This is a genomic window from Streptomyces tatrensis, from assembly GCF_049310065.1.
Lineage (GTDB): Bacteria > Actinomycetota > Actinomycetes > Streptomycetales > Streptomycetaceae > Streptomyces.
This window is the reverse complement of sequence record NZ_JBMDLB010000011.1, coordinates 3,168,050-3,188,706: the sequence shown is the minus strand read 5'-3', so window position 1 is coordinate 3,188,706 and position 20,657 is coordinate 3,168,050. Positions and strand designations below refer to the sequence as shown.

20 protein-coding genes are annotated in these 20,657 nt (G+C 71.8%); 17 read left to right on the top strand and 3 right to left on the bottom strand.

Features of this window, described 5'->3' with window-relative positions:
- Positions 1-30: 30 nt before the first annotated feature.
- From ACODT5_RS30285 to ACODT5_RS30215, 15 genes are all read left to right on the top strand, one after another.
- Positions 31-303 carry a 2Fe-2S iron-sulfur cluster-binding protein gene (locus ACODT5_RS30285; RefSeq protein ID WP_422522334.1) on the top strand — a complete coding sequence of 91 codons (273 nt, stop codon included), beginning with the start codon at positions 31-33 and terminating at the stop codon, positions 301-303.
- Between the two features lie 111 nt (positions 304-414).
- Positions 415-1,167 (top strand): hypothetical protein, encoded by a 753-nt coding sequence (locus ACODT5_RS30280; protein WP_422522333.1) that lies wholly within the window; start codon positions 415-417, stop codon positions 1,165-1,167.
- Positions 1,168-1,253: 86 nt separating this feature from the next.
- Positions 1,254-2,636: an ATP-grasp domain-containing protein gene (locus tag ACODT5_RS30275; RefSeq protein WP_422522332.1), complete on the top strand. Its 1,383-nt coding sequence runs from the start codon at positions 1,254-1,256 to the stop codon at positions 2,634-2,636.
- Entirely contained in the window at positions 2,633-4,018 is a 1,386-nt protein-coding gene (locus ACODT5_RS30270) for an ATP-grasp domain-containing protein (RefSeq protein ID WP_422522331.1), read from the top strand. Before ACODT5_RS30275 ends, ACODT5_RS30270 begins: the two co-directional genes overlap by 4 nt.
- Positions 4,015-5,271, top strand: a complete 1,257-nt coding sequence (locus tag ACODT5_RS30265; protein ID WP_422522330.1) for an ATP-grasp domain-containing protein — start codon at positions 4,015-4,017, stop codon at positions 5,269-5,271. Before ACODT5_RS30270 ends, ACODT5_RS30265 begins: the two co-directional genes overlap by 4 nt.
- Before the next feature lie 50 nt (positions 5,272-5,321).
- A complete protein-coding gene (locus tag ACODT5_RS30260; protein ID WP_422522329.1) occupies positions 5,322-6,401 on the top strand; it encodes an LLM class flavin-dependent oxidoreductase in 1,080 nt (359 codons plus the stop codon).
- A complete protein-coding gene (locus ACODT5_RS30255; protein WP_422522328.1) occupies positions 6,398-7,654 on the top strand; it encodes an MFS transporter in 1,257 nt (418 codons plus the stop codon). Before ACODT5_RS30260 ends, ACODT5_RS30255 begins: the two co-directional genes overlap by 4 nt.
- Positions 7,644-8,144 carry a flavin reductase family protein gene (locus tag ACODT5_RS30250; RefSeq protein WP_422522327.1) on the top strand — a complete coding sequence of 167 codons (501 nt, stop codon included), beginning with the start codon at positions 7,644-7,646 and terminating at the stop codon, positions 8,142-8,144. The genes ACODT5_RS30255 and ACODT5_RS30250 overlap by 11 nt, the downstream gene beginning before the upstream one ends.
- Positions 8,141-8,416, top strand: a complete 276-nt coding sequence (locus ACODT5_RS30245; protein ID WP_422522326.1) for a hypothetical protein — start codon at positions 8,141-8,143, stop codon at positions 8,414-8,416. The genes ACODT5_RS30250 and ACODT5_RS30245 overlap by 4 nt, the downstream gene beginning before the upstream one ends.
- Entirely contained in the window at positions 8,407-9,639 is a 1,233-nt protein-coding gene (locus tag ACODT5_RS30240) for a fatty acid desaturase (protein ID WP_422522325.1), read from the top strand. The genes ACODT5_RS30245 and ACODT5_RS30240 overlap by 10 nt, the downstream gene beginning before the upstream one ends.
- 62 nt (positions 9,640-9,701) lie before the next feature.
- Positions 9,702-10,166 (top strand): cobalamin-dependent protein, encoded by a 465-nt coding sequence (locus tag ACODT5_RS30235; protein ID WP_422522324.1) that lies wholly within the window; start codon positions 9,702-9,704, stop codon positions 10,164-10,166.
- Positions 10,163-11,629 carry a methylaspartate mutase gene (locus ACODT5_RS30230; RefSeq protein WP_422522323.1) on the top strand — a complete coding sequence of 489 codons (1,467 nt, stop codon included), beginning with the start codon at positions 10,163-10,165 and terminating at the stop codon, positions 11,627-11,629. Before ACODT5_RS30235 ends, ACODT5_RS30230 begins: the two co-directional genes overlap by 4 nt.
- Complete coding sequence (locus ACODT5_RS30225; RefSeq protein WP_422522322.1) at positions 11,629-12,591, top strand: quinone oxidoreductase family protein; 963 nt, start codon at positions 11,629-11,631, stop codon at positions 12,589-12,591. Before ACODT5_RS30230 ends, ACODT5_RS30225 begins: the two co-directional genes overlap by 1 nt.
- Positions 12,588-13,625, top strand: a complete 1,038-nt coding sequence (locus ACODT5_RS30220; protein WP_422522321.1) for an EamA family transporter — start codon at positions 12,588-12,590, stop codon at positions 13,623-13,625. Before ACODT5_RS30225 ends, ACODT5_RS30220 begins: the two co-directional genes overlap by 4 nt.
- Entirely contained in the window at positions 13,622-15,133 is a 1,512-nt protein-coding gene (locus ACODT5_RS30215) for a pyridoxal phosphate-dependent decarboxylase family protein (RefSeq protein WP_422522320.1), read from the top strand. The genes ACODT5_RS30220 and ACODT5_RS30215 overlap by 4 nt, the downstream gene beginning before the upstream one ends.
- On the opposite strand, the gene ACODT5_RS30210 is transcribed toward ACODT5_RS30215, so the two are convergent.
- Positions 15,084-16,442, bottom strand: a complete 1,359-nt coding sequence (locus tag ACODT5_RS30210; RefSeq protein ID WP_422522319.1) for a cation:proton antiporter — start codon at positions 16,440-16,442, stop codon at positions 15,084-15,086. The genes ACODT5_RS30215 and ACODT5_RS30210 overlap by 50 nt on opposite strands.
- Before the next feature lie 108 nt (positions 16,443-16,550).
- Positions 16,551-17,765, bottom strand: coding sequence for a carboxylate-amine ligase (locus tag ACODT5_RS30205; protein ID WP_422522318.1), 1,215 nt, complete (start codon positions 17,763-17,765; stop codon positions 16,551-16,553).
- 214 nt (positions 17,766-17,979) lie between these two features.
- On the opposite strand from ACODT5_RS30205, the gene ACODT5_RS30200 reads away from it, so the two are divergent.
- Entirely contained in the window at positions 17,980-19,251 is a 1,272-nt protein-coding gene (locus tag ACODT5_RS30200; RefSeq protein WP_422522317.1) for an MFS transporter, read from the top strand.
- Positions 19,252-19,284: 33 nt separating this feature from the next.
- On the opposite strand, the gene ACODT5_RS30195 is transcribed toward ACODT5_RS30200, so the two are convergent.
- Positions 19,285-19,683 carry a cupin domain-containing protein gene (locus tag ACODT5_RS30195; RefSeq protein ID WP_422522316.1) on the bottom strand — a complete coding sequence of 133 codons (399 nt, stop codon included), beginning with the start codon at positions 19,681-19,683 and terminating at the stop codon, positions 19,285-19,287.
- A gap of 49 nt (positions 19,684-19,732) precedes the next feature.
- Between ACODT5_RS30195 and ACODT5_RS30190 the strand changes: the two genes are divergently transcribed.
- Positions 19,733-20,569 carry a helix-turn-helix domain-containing protein gene (locus ACODT5_RS30190; protein ID WP_422522315.1) on the top strand — a complete coding sequence of 279 codons (837 nt, stop codon included), beginning with the start codon at positions 19,733-19,735 and terminating at the stop codon, positions 20,567-20,569.
- Positions 20,570-20,657 lie beyond the last annotated feature (88 nt).

Genomic DNA, 20,657 nt, shown 5'->3' with positions numbered 1-20,657 from the left:
GAAGCGATGATCCTCCACACACTCACCCTCATGCCCGACGGAGTGGCGATAGCCCTCCCGAAGGGCTCGCCGCTGACGGACATCGAATACGAGACGTCCGAGCCGCTGATCCCCTTCGGCTGCCGCTCGGGAGCCTGCGGGGCCTGCGTCGTCGAGGTCATAGACGGCTTCGACGCCCTCGGCGAGAGCGACCCCGAGGAGACCGACTTCCTGGAGGACCTGGGCTGGGCGGGCGGCAACCACCGGCTCGCCTGCCAGTGCCGCCTCCTGGATTCCGCGACCGTCCGCGTCGTGGAGAACTAGTTCACCCGAACCCCGGTACCACGTGAACGCTCCCAACTTCCCGATCTTCCAGACCATCCGAACCTTCCAGACCATCCGAACCATCCGGACGAACCTGATCAGGAGAATGTCATGAAGAACCGTGTGACGAACGCGGGTTACGGCAACCGCAAGCCGTTCCTCAACGCCGCCGCCGCGGTCGAGCTGCGTGCCGAGATGGACCAGCAGATCGACGCGCAGGTCGTCGAGTGGTACGCCAACGTACCGGCCGCGGCCCACCTGGAGAGCAAGAACGTCGTCTCCGCCTACTACAAGCGCAACCTCATAGAGACCGCCTGGCGCATCCGCCTGCTGCGCGTCGCCGAGGCGAAGGCCCTCACCGAGATCGCCAAGCAGAGCCCCGAGGCGGCTCAGATCTGGGCCAACTACGAGCAGGAGGAGATGCTCCACGACGAGCTCTTCATCCAGGACCTCGCCAAGGTGGGCGTCTCGCGCGAGGAGTTCCTCGCGACGGAGCCGTACCTCACCACCAAGCTGCTCGCCGGCTACTTCTCCTACCTCCTGGACCACGAGGGACCGCTCGGCGTGGTCGCGTACTCCTACCTCGTCGAGTACGTGAACGTGAAGCTGGAGCCGCGCAAGCTCGTCGCCCTGAAGGAGTCGATCGGCGAGCAGAACATCGGCGGCCAGATCAGCCACTCGCACACGGACATCAACGACGACCACCCGGGCGAGGTCTGGGCGGCGGTGCGCCACCTGATCCGTGACGAGCAGGACATCGAGGCCTTCAGGAAGTACCTCCAGGAGCACCAGACCGTTCTGGCCCTGTACTTCAAGGAGCTCGCCGACAACACCGTCGCCGCGGACGAGAAGGCCGTCGCCTGATCGTGCCCGGCACGGGAGGCGCGCGACGCCGCTGTCGCCACAGCGGCGTCGCGCGCCGGCCCCTCGGCAAAGGAGCAAGGAGCATCGTGCACAAGCAGCACACGGGCGGGGGGATCCTCCTTCTCAGCCACGTCGGCTTCTCCTTCGTGGAGGACCTCGTCGAAACGCTCGGCGCAAGGCGGCTCAAGACCTTCGTCCTCAGCTCGCGGCCGGAGCCGGCCCACGCGGGACGCCTGGACGCACTGCGGAACATGACCGACCACCTGACGGCCGCACCGGAGCACGTCCTGACCTACCAGGACGTCACCGCCTGCCTGGAAGAACTCCACCGCAACGGCGAGACCGTCCTGGCCTGCGTCACGGTCTGGGAGGGCTACCGCCATCTGATGGCCTTCGCCAACGAGACGCTCGGCGTGAGCGACCTCGACGAGAAGCAGATCCTCGGACTCCGCGACAAACTCGCCTTGCGCAACCGGCTGTTCGACGCGGGACTCACCCGCGTCCGGGCGTCCGGGCTCACCCCGCAGACCCTCGCGCTCCGCCAGGGCGACGGGGGACGCCACTTCATCAAACCGGTGAGCGGCATCGCCTCCTACGGGGCCTTCCCGCTCACCCCCCGCACCACCTGGGCCGACATCGAGCGGATCACGGCCGAAGCGCGCGACGACACGGTCTACGCCTCGGCCTTCGGCGACGAGGGTCTGAGCTTCCTCGTGGAGGACTACCTGCCCGGGCGGGAGTTCAGCTTCGAGGTCGTCGCCGTCGACGGAACGGCCCACGTGGTCGCCCTGCACGAGAAGTGCGAGGTGACCGAGACGGCCGGCACGGTCCTGGAGAACGCCTGCACCAGCCCGCCGGTGAGCGTCGGCCCCGGGGAACGCGCCGCCGGCATCGCCTGGGTGCGCCGGATCCTCGCCGAACTCGACGTGCGCTGGGGCTGCTTCCACATCGAGGCCCGCCACGACGCGTCCCGTCCGCACGGGACCCGCTGGGACCTCATCGAGGTCAACCCCCGGGTCGGCGGCAGCCTGATCTCCCACAGCACCAGGGAGCTGACCGGCGGCTCGAGCCTCCTGGACCTCTGGATCGACGCGCTCCTCGCGGCCCGGAGCGCCGCTCCGACAGGAGCGGCGGAGGAGTTCGCGGAGCACCTCGCCGCACTCTCCTACACGGCCGACGGCGAGACGCCGACGGAGAACGCCACCTTCTTCCGGGTCTTCTTCGCCGAGAAGGGGCGTATCGCATCGGTGCGGGTGAGCGAGGAGCTCCCGCTCGAACCGGTGGTCACGCACATCCTGCTCAGGGCCGGCGACACCGTCGACGCCACCGCGCGCGAGGTGTTCCTCGGGCAGCTCCTGTGGAGCTACCCGCGCGGCGACGGCGACCGGCTGCTGCCGGAGGTGACGCGCACCTCCGCGCACGCCATCGACATCCAGTACGAGATCCAGGACGAGAGGGGCCCGTGGTGAGCCGACCGACCAGCCGGTTCCTGATCATCGACTACAACCTTTCCCGGGTCGACGACGTGCGCCACATGAGCGCGTACGCCCGTGAGCACCACGGCGCGGACGTCACCCTCATCCGCGCCGACCCGACCGCCGTCGACGCCGAGATCTGCGACGAGGTCATCGACCTCGACCCGCTGCGCGCCGACTTCGTGGAGGTGGCGGAGCGGCTCCTCGGGCCCCGGCGCGAGGAGTTCAGGGCGGGCGTCGTCTTCTCCGACAACGCGGTCCAGAGCGGGGCGCTGCTCCTGGAGCGCCTGGGACTGCGGATCGACTCGCCGGAGCTCGCCGGCGGGGCCTTCTGCAAGCACGAGTACCGGCTCAGCGAGGCGGCCCACCGCAAGTTGCTCGCCGCCCAGCGGCTGCTCGTACCCGACTTCGCCACGGTCGACTCGCGCGAGGGCCTGGAGGCCTTCTCCCGCAGCCACCCGGACGGCTTCGTGGTGAAGCCGACCAAGGAGGGCAACAACCGCGGCGTGGTCGTGGTGCGGCCCGGGGACTCCCTCGACGCCGCGTTCGCCGAGGTCGGCCCGTACGTCGAGGGCGGGGTGATCTGCGAGGAACTGCTGCCCTACCGGCGGGAGTACTCCTTCGACGGCCTGGGCCAGCTCTCCTTCGTCACCGAGAAGGTCAGTGCCACCGGCCGCTACCCCGTCGAGGTCGCCCAGATCCTGCCGGCCCGGCTGAACCACGCCGAGCGGTCCGCCGTGGAGCGGGCCGGACGGCAGGTCAACTGGCTGGTCGGACAGTACGAGGGCCCCTTCCACAACGAGATCAGGCTGAGCGACGACGCCGGTTCCACGGCGGTCGTCGAGCCCAACCGGCGGCCCGCGGGCATGAAGATCTGGTCGCTGGCCCGCTGGGTCTACGGCATCGACCTCTACCACCGCTGGGTCGACGCGGCCTTCGGGCACCCGGCCGGCCCCGCCCTGCCCGAGCCGGCCTGCTCGGCCGCCACGGTGATGCTGGGCGTGAAGACCGACCGGCCGTTCGCGCCGGAGGACGTCGCCCCCGGCGCGACCCCCTTCGAGGACGCCGTCGCGGCGACCGCCGCCATCCACCGGCTGCTCCCGCACGAACTCTCCGTCAGGGAGTTCGGCTGGGTTTCCCCCGCGCGGCGCCGGCTGCACGCCACCGCCCGGGACAACGCCGACTTCGCCGCCCAGGGCTGTGTGGTCCTCACCGCCACGGACGTCGACATGGGCGAGCTCGTCCAGACCCTGCGCGAGGCCTGGCTGGACGCGCTGGACGCGAGCTCCGGCCGGCGCCCGTTCCACGGGGCACCGCGCACGGCGGCTTCCGCGGCCCCCCTCGAACCGACCACGATGATGGAGGCAGCCCGATGAGGATCCTCGTCCTGCACCGCGTGCCGTACCAGAAGATCGCGTACCACCGGGGCATCGATCACGACCTGCACGAGGTCACCTACTTCGGCCGGCGGGAGGCGCTCGCGACCCTCCCGGACGACCTGCGCTGCGAGCGGGTGGAGCGCCCGGGGCTGCGGGCGCCCTACGACGAGGCGCGGACCTGGCTCGACGAGCGGCCGCGGAGCTTCGACCGGGTGATCTCGATGTCGGAGTACGAGCTGCTCGACGCCGCCCGCCTGCGCGCCGACCTCGGGGTCGGGGGCGCGACGGTGGAGCAGGTCGAACTCGCCCGCGACAAGGTCCTGATGAAGCAGGCCGTCGAGCGGACGGGGCTGCGCGTGCCGCGCTTCCTGCCGGTGGTGCAGTTCCTGGCGGACGGTGGGAACTCTCCGTGGACGGGCAGGACGGTCCTCAAGCCGCACCGGGGCGCGTCCAGTGTCGACGTCGTCGTCTTCGACAGCGCGGCCGAGGCCCACGAGGCCCTGGTCGGGCGGCGGACCGGAGTCTCCTCGATCGACGAGGACGGCAGGGGACTGCCGGAGCACGAGGTCGAGGAGTTCGTCGACGGGCCGATCCTGCACTTCGACGGCCTGGTCGAGAAGGGGACCGTGCTGACCCTGGGCGGCAGCGAGTACGTGGGCACCTGCCTGGAGTACGCGCACGGCACCCCGATGGGCTCCTTCCAGTTCGAGGCAACCGACCGGCTGCGCGACTGGGTCGCCACCGCGCTCGCCGCCGTACGCATCGAGAACGGCAGCTTCCACCTGGAAGCCATCCTCGACGGGACCGAGCCGGTCTTCCTGGAGGTCGGAAACCGGGTCGGCGGCGCGGACGTCGTCGACACCTTCGAACTGGCGACCGGCGTCCACCTGCCCTCCTTCGAACTGCGCATCCTGGTCGGCGATTCCGTCGCGGGCACGCTGCCGCAGCCCCCCGCCGACCGCTCCTGGTACGGCTGGTTCGTCCACCCCGGACACCACCTCGGAGCCCGCGTCTTCGACGGCTTCGACGGGGCGGAGTCCTTCCGCTCGGCGCCCGAGACCGTCACCTGGCACGAGCTGCAGGCCGGCAGCCCGCTGCCCGACCACATCACGTACGGAGCCCACGAGACCGCGCTCGCCGGCATCGTCGGCACCAACTCCCCGGAGAACACGCGCAGTTGGCTGACGCGCCTGTTCGCGTCGCTGCGGCTGCGGACCTCCGCCCCGCGCGCGCTCGATCCGGTCGCGTAGAGCCCCGAACCGCGCGACCCACCATCCGAGACCGAGAGAGAAGAAAGACCATGGCCGAACTCAGGTTCCACTGGGGCTCGTCGCTGGACAGCGGGCAGAAGAAGTCGACGCAGAAGTACCGCTCCGACCTGCTCGACCTGGACGGCGCGATCGAATTCGCGCAGGACGCGGACGCGCTCGGGGTCGAGTCCCTGCTGATGGCACAGAGCTACACCCTGCCGGACCCGCTGCCCATCATCGGAGCGCTGGTACGGGAGACCGAGCGGGTCAAGTTCATCCTGGCGTACCGGCCCGGCCTGCTCGCCCCCACCCTCTTCGCCCAGATCGTCAACACCGTGTCGTGGATGTCCGACCGCCGGGTCGCGCTCAACGTGGTCGCCGGCACCTCGCCGGTCGAGCAGGCCTACTACGGCGACTTCCTCGCCCACGACGAGCGCTACGCCCGAGAGGGAGAGTTCCTCGACATCCTGCACCAGCTGTGGAACGGCGAACAGCCGGTGACGTTCACCGGCGACCACTACCGGGTCGTCGACGCGCAGCTCGGCCTCGGCCACAAGGGCGGCGGCCGCCCCGAGATCTACATCAGCGGCAACTCGGCCGTCGCCCAGCAGACCGCCATCCGGTACGGCGACTGCTGGTTCCGGTACGGGGACACCCCCGAGGAGATCGCCAAGGCCGCCGCCCCCCTCGTCGCCGCCGGCACGGACGTGGGCCTGCGCATGCAGGTGCTGGCCCGCGCGACCCGGGAAGAGGCGCTCGTCGAGCTCGCCGAGGTGATGAGCGAGACCGACGAGAACCACCGGGCGTACGTGAAGGCCTTCGTCGAGGCCGGCGACTCCGAGGCGGTCAAGAACTCGATGCGCCTCGCCGAGCGGGCCGGGCACGGCTGGCTCTCCCCGGTCCTGTACTCCGGCGCCGTCGCCTACCGGGGCGGCCCGGCGCTGTGCCTGGTCGGCAGCTACGAGGAGGTCGCCGCGTACCTCATGGAGTACAAGGCCGCGGGAGTCGGGCAGTTCATCTTCTCCGGCTGGCCGGCCCGCGACGAGATGCGGAACTTCTTCACCCACGTGGTGCCGGCGGTGCGCGCGTTCGAGAAGGAGCACGACGTCTCCCTTGCGGGCGCGCGATGACCGTGGAACGGACCCGCCGCGGCCTCTTCGGGACCGGTGTCCTGGTCGGGCTGACGGCCGAGCAGGTGGTGATGTTCAGCGTCCCGCTGCTCATCTTCCAGGAGACCCGCCAGGTCTCCTCCCTCGGCATCGCCTACGCCGTCGAATGGCTGCCCTGCCTGCTCGCCTACCCCTTCGCGGGACTGATCGCCGACCGGGACGGCGGCCCGCGGCTCTTCTCGCGCGCCAACACCGCCCGCGCGGTCGTCATCACCTGCGCCGTCCTGCTCTGCGTCCTGCGGCCGTCGTGGACGGTACCGACCCTGATGGCGACCGGCGCCCTGCTCTCCACGCTCGTCGCGCCGATCCGGATGTCCATCGAGAAGGTCGTCCCGCAGCTGGCCCAGGGCGCGGACCTGGCCAGGACCCAGTCGCTCGTACAGAACATGGAACTCCTCGCCATGGCGCTCGGCCCGGGCGTGGCGATGGTGGCCGTGACCTTCCTCGGGAAGGTCTGGCTGCTCGCCCTCGCCGGCGCGCTCTTCGCGACCGCCGCCGGCAGCTGGCTGGTGCTGCCGCGCACCGCACCGCAGGCGCCGGCCCTGGCGCGCGGGGTCCGGGCGACCGCGGCCGACCTCGGCCTCGGCTGGAAGCTGCTGGTCGGCAACCGGCCGGTCATCCTGCTCGCCGGCCTGAACTTCGCGATCAACCTGGTCTTCTCCACCGTCCTCGCCGCGAACGCGGCAGTGGTGACCGGTGTCCTGAAGGCCCCCGAGTCGCAGTTCGCGATGCTCAACATGTTCGTCGGCATCGTCGGGCTGCTGAACCTGCTCCTCACCCCGCTGCTGCTGCGCAGGTTCGACGTGAACTTCCTCGGCTCGCTCGGCTACACGGTCCTCACCGGCTGTCTGCTGCTGCTCGGTACGGCCTCGTCCTTCTGGCTGTACGCGGCGGCGTTCGTGGTCGCGATGTCCGGGGTCGCGTACTTCAACATCTTCAACCGCACCCAGCGGGTGAAGGTCATCCCCCGGGAGCACCTGGGCAAGGTGATGGGCCCCTTCTTCCTGGTGGGCCTGCTCTCCTACCCCGTCGGCGGCCTCCTCATCGGCACCGTCGGAGCGACCGTCGGGCCCCAGCGGCTCGTTGCCGCCCTGGCGGTCCTGCTCGGCCTGTACGGCGCGGTCTTCCTGCCGCTGACCATGCGCAGCTTCCGCGAGAAGGAGGTGTCCCGTGTCGGCTCCGCAGCTCAGCCCGCCCTGTCCGGTGGACAGTGACACGTTCCGCGAGGCGATGGCGCACCTCACGGCCCCGCTGACCGTCGTCACCACCCGGGACGCGGCCGGGCGGCGGTGGGGGTTCACCGCCAGCGCGGTGACCTCGGTGTCGATGGACCCACCGCTCGTCCTGGTCGGCCTGGGCAACGAATCCAGCTGCCGGGAGGCACTGAGCACCTCGCCCGAGTTCGTGATCAACGTGCTCGGCGAGCACCACACGGAGATCGCCCACCGCTTCGCCCGGCGCGATGTCGACCGGTTCGCCCAAGGCGGCTTCGAGGACCTGCCGGAGAGCGGACTGCCCTACCTCACCGACGCCACCGCGGTGTTCCGCTGCACGGCCGTCGACCGGATACCGGCGGGCGACCACCAGCTGCTCATCGGCCGGCTCACCGGTCTGCGCACCCACGGAGAGGCCAAGCCGCTCCTGTGGTACCGACGGGGCTTCCGCGCCGCGGGCCCCACACCCGCGATGGGAGAACCCCGATGACCCGGACACCGAACAGCATGATCCCCGGAGTCGTGGACGGCACGGTCACGCCCACGCTGGACGCGGAGGGCAACCTCTCCCTCCACATCGTGGTCAGGAACGGCCGGGGCCGCTCCGGCGCCGACGACTACATCGAGATCGTCCTCACGGGCAGCGACGCACGAGAGCTGCTGTCCGTGCCGGGCCGGGTGACCTTCCCCTGCTCGGTCGGCGTCCGCCTCCAGTCCGACCCCTCCCGCACTTCCGCACTCCAGGAGTCCTCATGCCCGTGATCACCTCCGAAGCCCCCACGGTCCACCGCGCCGGGACCGAGACCGCCCAGGACCCGCGGGAGAGCATGAACGCGCTCCCCGGAGTGCTCCAGTACCCACTGACGGTCTTCACCGGAAAGGCCCTTCCCCAGCAGCGGTCCCTCCGCTGGACCCCCACCTTCCACCTGGTGACCGCGACCACGTCGCTGGTCCTCGGACTGCTCGTCAGCATCCTCGGGTACGGGCTCGGCGGCACCGGCCTGCTGTTGCTGCTCCCCGGATGGGCGATGACCCTGCACGGGTTCCGCAACCTCCGCATGATGATCTACCACCAGTGCTCGCACCGGAACATGTACCGGCGCCGAAAGCCGGACAAGGCCATCGGCCACGCCATATCGAGCGTGCTCGTCATCCAGAACTTCGCCCGCTACAGCCGTGAGCACGTCGCCGACCACCACGCCACCGGCCACATGACGCTCCAGGACCCCACGGTCCAGGCCTTCCTGGTCAGCCTCGGCATGCACCCGGGGATGACCCGCCGCCAGATGTGGCGCCGGCTCCTGCTGAAGCTGGTCTCGCCGCGCTTCCACTTCGCCTTCGCCGTCTCGCGCGTGCTGTCCTTCTCGAAGGAGTCCGCGCGCAGCGAGAAGGTCACCGCGCTCGCGCTGTACGGCACGGCCGTCGCCGCCACGGTCCTCACCGGTACGTGGCAGGCGCTGCTCGTGGTCTGGTTCGTGCCGCTCGTCCCGCTCTTCCAGATCAGCAACACCCTGCGGCTCTGCGTGAAGCACACCTTTCCCGAGGCGGGCCTGACGGACCGGCGCAGCCGGGCGTACTTCACCTCCCTCACCAACGCGATCTTCATCGGCGACCCCGCCCCCTCGGCCGAACTGCCCGCCGGGCGACGGGCCCTCGCATGGAGCCGCTGGACGCTGCGGATGCTGTTCGTGCACGCCCCGTCCCGCTACCTGGTGCTGACCGGTGACACCGTCGTCCACGACTACCACCACCGCCACCCGCGCAGCGACGACTGGTCCAACTACATCTTCGCCCGCCAGCAGGACGCCGAGGCGGCGGCCGCCGCGTGGGACCCCAACCGGCCGCCGTACCACGAGGTGTGGGGCCTGGTGCCCGCGATCAGCTACGTCTTCGACTCGCTGGCCGTGGCCGACGCCGAGGAGTTCGACGTGAACCGCCTCAAGTCCGTCAGCAAGCGCGAGCTCTTCGCCGCGTTCGACGACTGAGCCCGGGCCCGCCCCGCCCCCCTTCCTCCCCTCGTCCCTCCTCTTGATCCAGGAACTCACCGATGCGGACCACCTCCCACCCGGACACTGCAGCTCGTACCGTCATCCTCGGCGTCGCCGCCAGCGACAGCCACGCCGTGGCCAACCACCTCATCGCGTACTCGCTGCGCGGGCTCGGTTTCGACGTCGTCAACCTCGGCACCTGCACCCCCGTCGAGGAGTTCGCCGAGGCGTGCGCCCGCTACCCCGAGGCCGAGGCCGTGGTCATCGGCAGTCTCAACGGCCACGTCCACGAGGACCTGCGCGGGCTCGACCGGGCCAAGCAGTCCGGCCGGATCGCCTGCCCCGTCATCGTCGGCGGCAACCTGTCGGTCGGCAGCCACAAGGACGGCTCCTCGCACGACCGCCTCTACGCCGCGGGCGTGGACCACATCCTGGGTGACCCGTCCGAACTGCCCGGCCTGCTCGACGCGTTGCGCGCCGAGCGCGAGCGCGTCGCCGTGACCTCCGCGCTGGCGGCGTCATGAGCCCGACCTCGCTCCGGGCGCTCGGCAAGGCACCGCGCCCCGACACGACGGGGGCGCCACTGCCGACACCGGCCGAGTCCGCCGCCTACATCACCTCGCTGGGCAAGCCCACCGCCGCCGAGGTCCTCGACCGGTGCCGCGCGCAGGGCCGGGTGGCGATCCAGCCGCGCTGCGGCGTCGGCGGACACGAGGAGATGAAGGCGCTCCTCGCCACCCTGGAGGCAGAGGCCGCGCCCGACATCCTGACCCTCACCATCGACTCGCACACCCGCCTGCTGCGGTTCGAGGAGGCGCTGCGCACCCTCAACCTGCGCCCCGGCGACCTCAACGGCTACCCGATGGTGGCCCACGGCTGGCAGCGCGGCCGCGAGATCAACGAGCTGATCGCGGCGCCGCTGGAGATCCGCCACGGCTCCCCGGACGCCCGCATCCTGTTCGACGTGTCCGTGGCCTCCGGCATCACCTCCTTCGAGGGCGGCGGGATCTCGTACAACCTGCCCTACTCGAAGGCCGTCCCGCTCGCCGAGTCCCTCGGTGCCTGGCAGGACGTGGACCGGCGGTGCGGGGAGCTCGCCGAACACGGGGTGGTCATCGACCGCGAGCTGTTCGGCACGCTCACCGCCGTCCTCGTACCGCCATCCATCAGCCTCGCCATCAGCGTCCTGGAAGCCGTCCTCGCCGCCCGCGCCGGCGTGCGCTGCATCTCCGTGGCGTACCCGCAGGGCGGCCATCTCGCCCAGGACATCGCGGCCCTGCGGAGCATCCCGGTGCTGGCCGAGCGCTACCTTCCCGCCGGGGTCACCGTCCACGCGGTGCTCCACGAGTTCATGGGCGTCTTCCCCCGGGAGCGGGGCAACGCGGAGGACCTGATCCTCTACGGCGCGCTGGTCGCCCGGCTCGGCGGCGCCTCCAAGCTGATCACCAAGACCCATCAGGAGGCGTACGGGATCCCCGACACGGCCGCGAACGTGGAGGGCCTGCGGCTCGCCGACCGTGCCAACTCGCCGCTCCTCGACTTCATCACCGTCGACGACGTCCAGGTACAGCGGGAGATGGGGTGGATCCTCGAAGAGGTCGCCGACCTCGTCGAGCCGCTCCTGGAACGGGCCGACCTGATCGAGGCGATCGTCGAGGCGTTCGCGGAGGGCCGGCTCGACATCCCCTTCAGCGCCAGCCGGTACGCCCGCTCCGACCTCATCCCCCGGCGCGACCGCTCGGGCGCCATCCGCTACCTGTCGATGGGCGCGCTGCCGTTCTCGCCGGCCCACGTACGCCGCAACACCGAGCTCCTGCACACGGTCGACGGCCCGGATCCCGCCCTGGACACGCTGATGCGGGGACTCACCGGCGACATCAACCACTTCCGCCACGTCTTCCAGGAGGAGGATCCGGCCTTCGCCCGGCCCCGCCCCGCCCCGGCACCCGTCCGCGCCACCCGCACCCCGCGAACCGAGGAAATCTGATGCGAGCCGTCCACGTCACCGGGGCCGGTGCCCCCTCCGCCCTCACCCCCACGGAACTCCCCGAACCGGCCGCCCTCCCCGGCCAGGTCGTCGTCCGCAACACCGCCGTCGGCCTCAACTTCATCGACGTCTACTACCGCAACGGCACCTACCCGGCCCCGTACCCGCTCGTCCCCGGCCAGGAGGCCGCCGGCATCGTCACCGCCGTCGGCGAGGGCGTCGACGACGTCGCCCCGGGCGACCGCGTCGCCTACGCGACCCAGCTCGGCGCCTACGCCGAGTACACCGCCGTCCCCGCGGCCAAGCTGGTCCCCGTCCCCGAGACGGTGACCCTCGACGACGCGGCCGCGGTCCTGCTCCAGGGCCTCGCCGCGCACTACCTCAGCCACACCACCCACCCGGTGGCGGCGGGCGAGACCGTCGTCGTCCTCGCCGCCGCCGGCGGCCTGGGCCAGCTCCTCGTACAGCTGGCCGGGCACCGCGGCGCGAACGTCATCGCCGTCGCCTCCACCAAGGAGAAGCGGGAGACCGCTCTGGCGGCCGGCGCCCACCACGCCGTCCCCTACGAGGAGTTCGGGGAAGCCGTGCGCGAACTCACCGGCGGCGAGGGCGCGCACGTGGTCTACGACTCGGTCGGCGCGGCCACCTTCGAGACCAGCGTCAAGGCCCTGCGCCGACGCGGCACCCTCGTCGTCTGCGGCCTGTCCAGCGGCCCCGTACCACCGTTCGACGTGGAGCTGCTGCGCACCGCCGGCTCGCTCTACCTGACCCGTCCCACCCTCGCCGACCACGTGCCGGACGCGCCGTCCCTGCGGGCCGCGGCCGCCGAGCTGTTCCGCTACGTCTCCCAGGGCGTCGTCCGCCCGAACGTGCAGGCGCGGCTGCCGCTGGCCGAGGCGGCGCGGGCGCACGAGCTGCTCGAAGGCCGCGGCACCACCGGAAAGGTCCTGCTCACGCCATGAGCATCGACATCGGAACGAGCACGAGCACGAGTACGGGTACGGGTACGGGTACGAGCGCGAGCGCGGGTACGGGTACGAGCACGAGCGCGGGTACGGACGCGAAGGCGGGCGTGCGTCCCGCCGCGGCCGCCGGCCGCCGGGGCATCGGTGTGGTCCCGGCCCCGGCCCTGATGCTCATCGGCATGGTCAGCACCCAGCTCGGCGCGGTCTTCGCCAAGCAGCTGTTCGGCACGGTCGGCCCGGCGACGGTGACCCTGATGCGCCTGGGCTTCTCGGCCCTCGTGCTCCTGCTCTGGTGGCGGCCCTCCGTGCGCCTCGACCGGCGTACGGCGAGTGCGGTGGCCGCCCTCGGCGTGGCCATCGCGGGCATGAACATCTGCTTCTACCTGGCCATGGCCAGGATGCCGGTCGGGGTGGCGCTCACCGTGGGCATGGCGGGCCCGCTCGCGATCGCCGGCCTGTCCTCGCGCCGGGCCGGTGACCGGCTCTGGATCGTGCTCGCGGCCGTCGGCATCGCGCTGCTCGGCTGGCAGGGCGGCGCGGCGGGCCTCACCGGCCTGCTGATCGCCCTCGCCTGCGCCGTCTTCTGGGGCTCGTACGTGCCGCTGTCGGCCAGAGTCGGGAAGGTGATGCCCGGCGGTGGGGGGCTCGCGCTCGCCATGGCCTTCGGCACACTGTGCTCCCTGCCGGCCGGGCTCGCGGAGGGTGCGCAGACGCTCGCCCGCCCCGAGATCCTGATCTTCGGCTTCGGCGTCGCGATGCTGTCCTCGCTCGTTCCGTACACCTGCGAGATGGAGACCCTGCGCCGGGTGTCGGCCCTGGTCTTCGGCGTGCTGCTCAGCCTGGAACCGGCGATCGGGGCCCTGGTCGCCCTGCTCGTCCTGCACGAGACCCTCGCTCCGGCCCAGGTGGCGGGCCTGATCGCAGTCGTGGCCGCCTCGATCGGGGTCATCCGCGGCTCCCGCAAGGCCCCCGCCCCAGCCCCCGCCTCCCACCCCTCTCCCACCCTCACCGAAGGAACCCGGCAGTCATGATCTCCACTGGCAGGAACGCAGCCCTCGCAGGCCGTCCGGAGGGTCTGGAGCAGCTCAGGAGCCTCCTGGACACGGCCCTCGGCACCCTCCGCGACGCCTCCCTCAAGCGGGGCGGCCCGGTCGCGCCCGGCGGGCCCGAGGCGGCCTCCGCCGCGGTGCGCGAGGTGCTGGGCGGCGGACGGTTCCTCACCGACGAGCCCAGCGCGCAGCGGGTGACGGAACTCTTCGAGGCGTACGCCATGGGGGCCGTCGACCTCACCCACCCCTCGGCCGTGGCCCGCATGCAGTGCGCGCCCACCGCCGCGTCCGCCGCCGCCGACATGCTCGCCGCCGCACTCAACCAGTCCCTGCACGCCTGGGAGAGCGGCCCGTTCGCGCTCGAACTGGAGCGGCAGCTCATCCAGGAGATGGCCTCGTGGGTCGGCTTCGGCGCGGAGGCCGGCGGAACCCTGACGCCCGGGGGCTCCATCTCCAACCTGATGGGCCTGCTGTTCAGCCGGGACCGCGCCCTGAAGGACACCGGCGAGGTGTCCGCGACGGGACTCGCGGGCCGCCAGGTCCGCCCGCGGATCCTGTGCTCCGCCGCCGCCCACTTCTCGGTCGCCCGGGCCGCCGGCTTCCTGGGGCTCGGCCGGTCCGCCGTGGTGAAGGTGCCGGTGGACGACCGGGGCCGGATGCTCGCCGGCGAGGCCCGCCGGATCGTCGAGGGCTTCGCCGCCGACGAGGTCCCCATCGCCATCGTCGCCACGGCCGGCACCACCGACCACGGCTCCTTCGACCCGCTGCCCGAACTGGCGGACCTCGCAGGCGAGTACGGGATCTGGCTGCACGTCGACGCCGCCTACGGCATCGGCGCGCTGTTCTCGCCGAGCCTGTCCCCGCTCCTGGACGGCCTCGGCCGGGCCGACTCGGTCGCCTTCGACCTGCACAAGTTCGGCTGGACCCCGGCCTCTTCGAGCGTGATCGTGGTCCGTGACCGGCGGCACATGGAGTGCCTCGACGAACAGGCCGTCTACCTCAACCCGTCCGACGACGAGGCCCTCGGTTTCACCGCCCTGCTCGGCACCTCGCTCCAGACCACCCGCCGCTCCGACGCCTTCAAGATGGCCGCCACGCTGCTCACGGTCGGCCGCGAGGGCATGGGCGACTGGGTGGACGCCTGCCACGACCAGGCGCGCTACGCCGCGAGCCGGATCGCCGCCACCGACGGCCTGACACTCGTGGCGGACCCGCTGCTCACCACGGTCATCTTCCGCTGCACCCCCGTGGACGGGACCCCGGTCGCGGACGAGAGCGCCTGGAACGCGGCGGTGCGCCGCAAGCTGATGACGGACGGCCGCGCCCTGCTCGCCCGCACGAAGATCGCCGGACCGGACGGCACGCCGCAGGTCCATCTCAAGCTCGTCTTCCTCAACCCGACGACGACCGAGGACGACATCGACGCCCTGCTCACCGACGTCACGGCCGCGGCCCGGGAGCTCTCGGGGCAGGTGACGGCCGGGCGTTGAGCACCCGTACCGGAAGGACGTCCGGCTCCCGCGGGCGGGCCCGGGAGCCGGCCCGGTCGACGCGTACCGGAGCCTTCGGAAGGAAGGGTCCGGTGAGCACGGTCGTGAACAACGCCATCACGACCATCATGGTGAACATCCGGCCGTCCAGGACGCCGAGGCTGACACCGGCATTCAGGATGATCAGCTCGGTGAGGCCGCGCGTGTTCATCAGGATGCCGAGGGTGCCGGCCTCCCTCCACGGCAGTCCGGCCAGTCTCCCGGTGACCGAGGCGCCGATCAGCTTGCCGGCGGAGGCGACGGCGATGATGGCGGCCAGTTCGAGCAGATCGCGGCCGGACAGCGCGCCGATGTCGACGTTCAGCCCGGTGACGACGAAGAAGACCGGCAGCAGCACCAGGCTCATCCCGCCGAACGGCCGTTCCACCCCTTCGCCGAGCACGCCGCGCGGCTCTCTCGGCATGACGAAGCCGAAGGCGAACGCGCCGAATATCGCGTGGATCCCGATCCACGTCGTCACGTAGGAAGACAGGAACAGCCCGGCGACGAGCACCACGACGAACTGCGGCGGCATTCGGTCGCGGACCCAGCGGCGCACGAGGAATGCCAGGAGGGGGCGCACGACGAGCAGCATCGCCGCGATGTAGAGCACCGAAAGGACGGCTGTTCGCGCGAAGTCCCCGGAACCGCCGGACGCGGTCACGAGGGCCGCCACCAGGGCGAGCAGGCACCAGGCGAGGACATCGTCGATGGCGGCACTGGCCAGTGCCAGTGCGCCGACGCGCGTTCCCGTCATCCGGTGTTCCGTCAGAATGCGGGCCAGGACGGGGAAGGCGGTGATCGACATCGCCGCGCCCATGAACAGTGCGAACGCGGTGAAGGGGATGCGCGTTCCGCCGACGCTGTCGTGCCGGTCGTACAGCAGCGCCGCGAGCCCGACGGCCAGGCTGAAGGGGACCACGACCGAGGCGATCGAGACCGCTGCCACGGTGCGGTGCCGGCCCCGCAGCAACCTCTTGTCGAATTCCCAGCCGATGCCGAACATGAAGACGAGCAGCCCGACGTGGGCTATCGCCGCCAGGTACGGCCGGACCTCGCCGGGGAAGACGCGGGCAGGGAGGTCTCCGGGCAGCAGGCCGAGGAGGCTCGGACCCAGGGCGATGCCGGCGATGATCTCCCCGACGACGGGCGGCTGGCGCACGTAGCGGACCAGCCACCCCAGGACCGCGCCGGCGACGAGGACGATGGCGATGTCGGCCATGGTGATGGCGATGAGCGCTTCTGAACTCCGAGCAGAGAAGTCCGCCACGATCGGCCTCCGTACGGTTCAGGTCCGGTGCGAGCCGCAGGTGGGGGATCGGCCCCGCCTGCGGCCCCGGCGTTCTCCGGGGTGGGCTCCGGCGGCATCAGGCGGAGGTCAGGGGGCCTCCGTCTCGTCCGCCAGGTGGCGCAGGACGTCCTTCAGGTCGCCGCGGCGGGTGAAGGCCGTGCGCTGGCGGTGGGCGCCCGAGCCGTCGCGCAGGAGGCCGGCCATGGTCCTCGCCGCGTGGTCGAGGTCGCCGGACGCGGCCAGCGCGGGGGCCACCAGGTCGAGCAGCGCCTCCGCCAGGTCCGCCGCCGGGAGTTCGACGCCCGTGTACGGGTCCAGCCCGAAGCCCTCCAGGCCGTCGTGGGCGGCCCGCCAGCGCGCGAGGCGCAGTACGTCGTCCCGTACGGGCGGGTCGGGCCGCTGCTCGGCGATCTCGCGCAGGGCCGTGGCGACGAGGCCGCGGGACAGCTCGGCCTGGAGGATGGCCGAGTCGATGTCCGGGGACATGTCGGGGGCCCGCAGTTCGAGCGTCGGCCAGTTCCCCGAGGGCCGCAGGTCCCAGTAGACCATCTTGGTGTCGAGGGCCGCCCCGGAGCCGAGCAGGGTCTGCACGGAGCGCCGGAAGTGGGCCGTCGAGGCGAAGTGCGGGGGCAGTCCCGCCGAGGGCCACCCCGCCCAGGCCATCGCCCGCCAACTGGCGTGCCCGGTGTCGCGGCCGCCCCAGAAGGGGGAGTTGGCCGCCAGCGCGATCAGCGTGGGCAGCCAGGGCCGGATCCGGTTGGAGACGGCCACCGCCGTGTCCACGTCGAGGGTGCCGATGTGGACGTGCCGGCCGCAGCTGACGAGGGTGTCGGTGAGCGCGCCGAAGCGCCGTGCCTGCTCGCGCTGGCGCGGCTCGTCGTCGGTCAGGTGGAGCGGGCCCTCCACGGCGAGGACCGGCGAGGGCGCGGCCAGCAGCCGGCAGCCGTGCGCGCGGGCCGCCCGGGCGAGGGTGCGCCGCAGGCCGGCGAGCTCGCTGCGCAGGATCGCGGCCGAGTCGGCGACGGGGGTGGAGATCTCCACCTGGTAGCGGGTGCCCTCGGGGTGCAGTTCGTGGGGGAGCCCCGCGGCGGTGGACAGGACGAGCGGGGCGGCCGGGACCACCCTCAGGGTGCGGGCGTCGACGAGGAGGAATTCCTCCTCGACCCCCAGGGTGAGCGGGAAGACCGGATCGGTCGCGCTCGGTGCACCTGTCTTCGTGGTGCCGGTGCCGGTGCCGGTGCCGGTGCCGGTGCCGGTGCTCGTGATGCTGGTGCTCGTGGTGCTGGTGCCAGGTTCGATCACTGCGCCTCCCTGGACATACGAGTCTTTTCATCATGAGCTGAACTCCAGGGGAGGAGCGCACGTCTATTCGGTCAAATGTCCGGTGATAGTGGCGAGTTAGCGGCAAGGAACGTGCCGCCGCGGGGCCCGGGTTCCGGGTGGGGTGAGTGTTGCGCGTGCGTGAACGCACGGTCCGTTCCGGCGGGGCCCGAGCGGTGGCTGCTTATCATCCGTTGTGACCCGTACGACCGCTCCGCCCCCGTCCATCCGCCCCCGACGCCGCATACTGGCCGACCTCACCCCGCTGAGAACCTCCCCGGATTTCCGGCGGCTGTGGTTCGGCGGGATCGTGTCCTGGCTGGGCCAGGCGATGACTGCCCTGGCCATTTCGCTCCAGGTCTACGAGATCACCGGCTCCAGCTTCTCCGTCGGACTGGTCGGCCTCTGCTCGCTCGTCCCGCTGGTCGCCTTCGGGCTCTACGGCGGGGCCATCGCCGACACCGTCGACCGCCGCAAGCTCGGCCTGGTCAGCGCGCTCGGCCTGGCCGCCCTGTCCTTCGCCCTGGCCGGCGCCGCGCTCCTGGACTACCACCGGATCTGGCTGCTGTACGCCGTCGTCGCCCTCCAGTCCCTCTGCGGGGCGCTCAACGGGCCCGCCCGGTCCGCGATGATCCCGCGGCTGCTGCCCGCCGAGCAGCTGCCCGCCGCCAACGCCCTGAACTCCGTGGTCATGACCTTCGGGATGACGGCCGGCCCGGCACTGGGCGGGGTCATCGTCGGCTGGTGGGGCTACCAGGCCGCGTACCTGATCGACGCCCTCACCTTCGGAGCCGCCCTCTACGCGATGTGGCGGCTGCCGTCGATGAAGCCCGAACGGAAGGCGGGCGGCACCGGGCGGGCCTCCGTCCTCGACGGCCTGCGCTTCCTGGGGACCCGGCCGAACATCCGGATGACCTTCTTCTCCGACCTGGCCGCCATGGTGCTGGCCCAGCCGAAGGCGCTGTTCCCGGCCGTCGCCGTGCTCTGGTACGGCGGCGACGCCAAGACGGTCGGGCTGCTCGTGGCCGCCCCCGCCGTCGGGGCGCTGCTCGGGGGGCTGTTGTCCGGCTGGCAGGGCCGGATCCGCCGGCACGGGGTGGCGATCCTGCTCTCCGTCGCCGGGTGGGGGCTGGCCATCGCGGTGTTCGGGCTGACCCGGAACCTCTGGCTCGGGCTGCTCTTCCTGGCCCTGGCCGGGTGCGCCGACAGCGTCTCGATGGTGTTCCGCACCACCATGCTCCAGGCCGCGACCCCGGACGAGATGCGGGGCCGCCTGCAGGGCGTCTTCATCGTGGTCGTCGCCGGCGGGCCCCGGCTCGGCGACTTCCTCGCCGGAGCCGCCGCCGAGCTCACCTCCCCGACCGTGGCGATCACGGGCGGCGGGCTCGGCTGCGTCCTCGTACTGGCGCTGCTGGCCGCACGGTGGCGGGGGTTCGCCCGCTACGACGCGCGGTCGCCCCAGGCCTGAGGGGCGGGCTCCGGCACGAGGCCGGGCGATCCCTTACGCGTCCACCGGCTCGCGGGTGCGGTCGCCGGCCTGCCCGCCGGTGTTGAGGGTGCCGGCGGGCTCGAACATCAGGATCGCCGTCTCCCCGTCGGCCCGCGGGCAGTGCTCCACGCCGCGCGGGACCACGTAGATCTCCCCGGGGTTCAGTACGACGTCCCCGGCGCGCAGCCGGATCGTCAGGGTGCCGCTGACCACGAGGAAGAGCTCGTCGGTGTCCTCGTGGGTGTGCCAGACGAACTCGCCCTGGATCTTGGCGATCTTGACCTCGTAGTCGTTGACCCGGGCGATGCGGCGCGGGGCCCACTGCTCGGTGAAGCCGGCGAGCTTCTCCGCGATGTTCACCACGGCCGCCGCCGGGCGGCCGTTCTCCTGCGTGCTCTCGGATGTCGTCATGCGGGCAGGCTGCCCGAGCGCGCGCCGGCCGGTCTTGTACGTTCCTGACATGCCGGTCGCGATACGTCCCCCCAGCACGGTCTCGGCCTGGCAGCCGCCGGTGCCGGGGATCGCCGAGGTGTTCCACGCCCGGTTCACCGATCACGCCTACCCCGCCCACGTCCACGACACGTGGGCGCTGATGATCCTCGACGGCGGCCGCGTCGACTTCGGGCTCGACCGCGAACGCCACGGCGCCGGCGGCTCGGACACGGTGGCCCTGCTGCCGCCCGGGGTGGTCCACGACGGGCGGACCGTCACCGAGACGGGCTTCCGCAAGCGCGTGCTGTACCTCGACGCGTCCGTCCTCCCCCAGGCGCTGACCGGGGCCGCCGTCGACGCGCCGCTGCTGCTCGACGCCGCCCTGCGCGACCGGGTCCACGGACTGCACCGCGCCCTGGGCGCGCGGGAGTTGCCGGCCGGTGCGGTCGAGCTGCTGGAGGCGCAGTCGCGGCTCGCCTTCGTCCAGGAGCGGCTGCGCACGTGGCTGGAGGGACGCCGGGCGGTCCCGTACGGGGTTCCGGGCCCGGACACGGCCGTACGACTGCGCGAGCTCCTCGATGCGCGGGTCCTCGGCGGGATCACCCTGGAGGAGGCTTCCGCGCTTCTGGGACACGCCCATCCCACCCACCTGATCCGCAGCTTCCGGCAGGCGTTCGGGCTCCCTCCGCACGCCTACCTCACCGGGCTGCGGGTCGCGAAGGCGCGGCGGCTGCTGCTGGCGGGGATGCCGCCGGCCGAGGCCGCGGTGGCGGCGGGCTTCTACGACCAAGCGCACCTGACACGGCACTTCGGGCGGCACGTGGGGACCAGTCCGGGGAGGTTCGCCCGATCCGGACGGGTGTGAAGGGAAGTTGGCGGTTTCGTTGCCATTGCGTTGCCGGGTCTTCCGTTTTCTTTCGGTTAGCCATATGACAGTTAGGAAGTTGACTCCC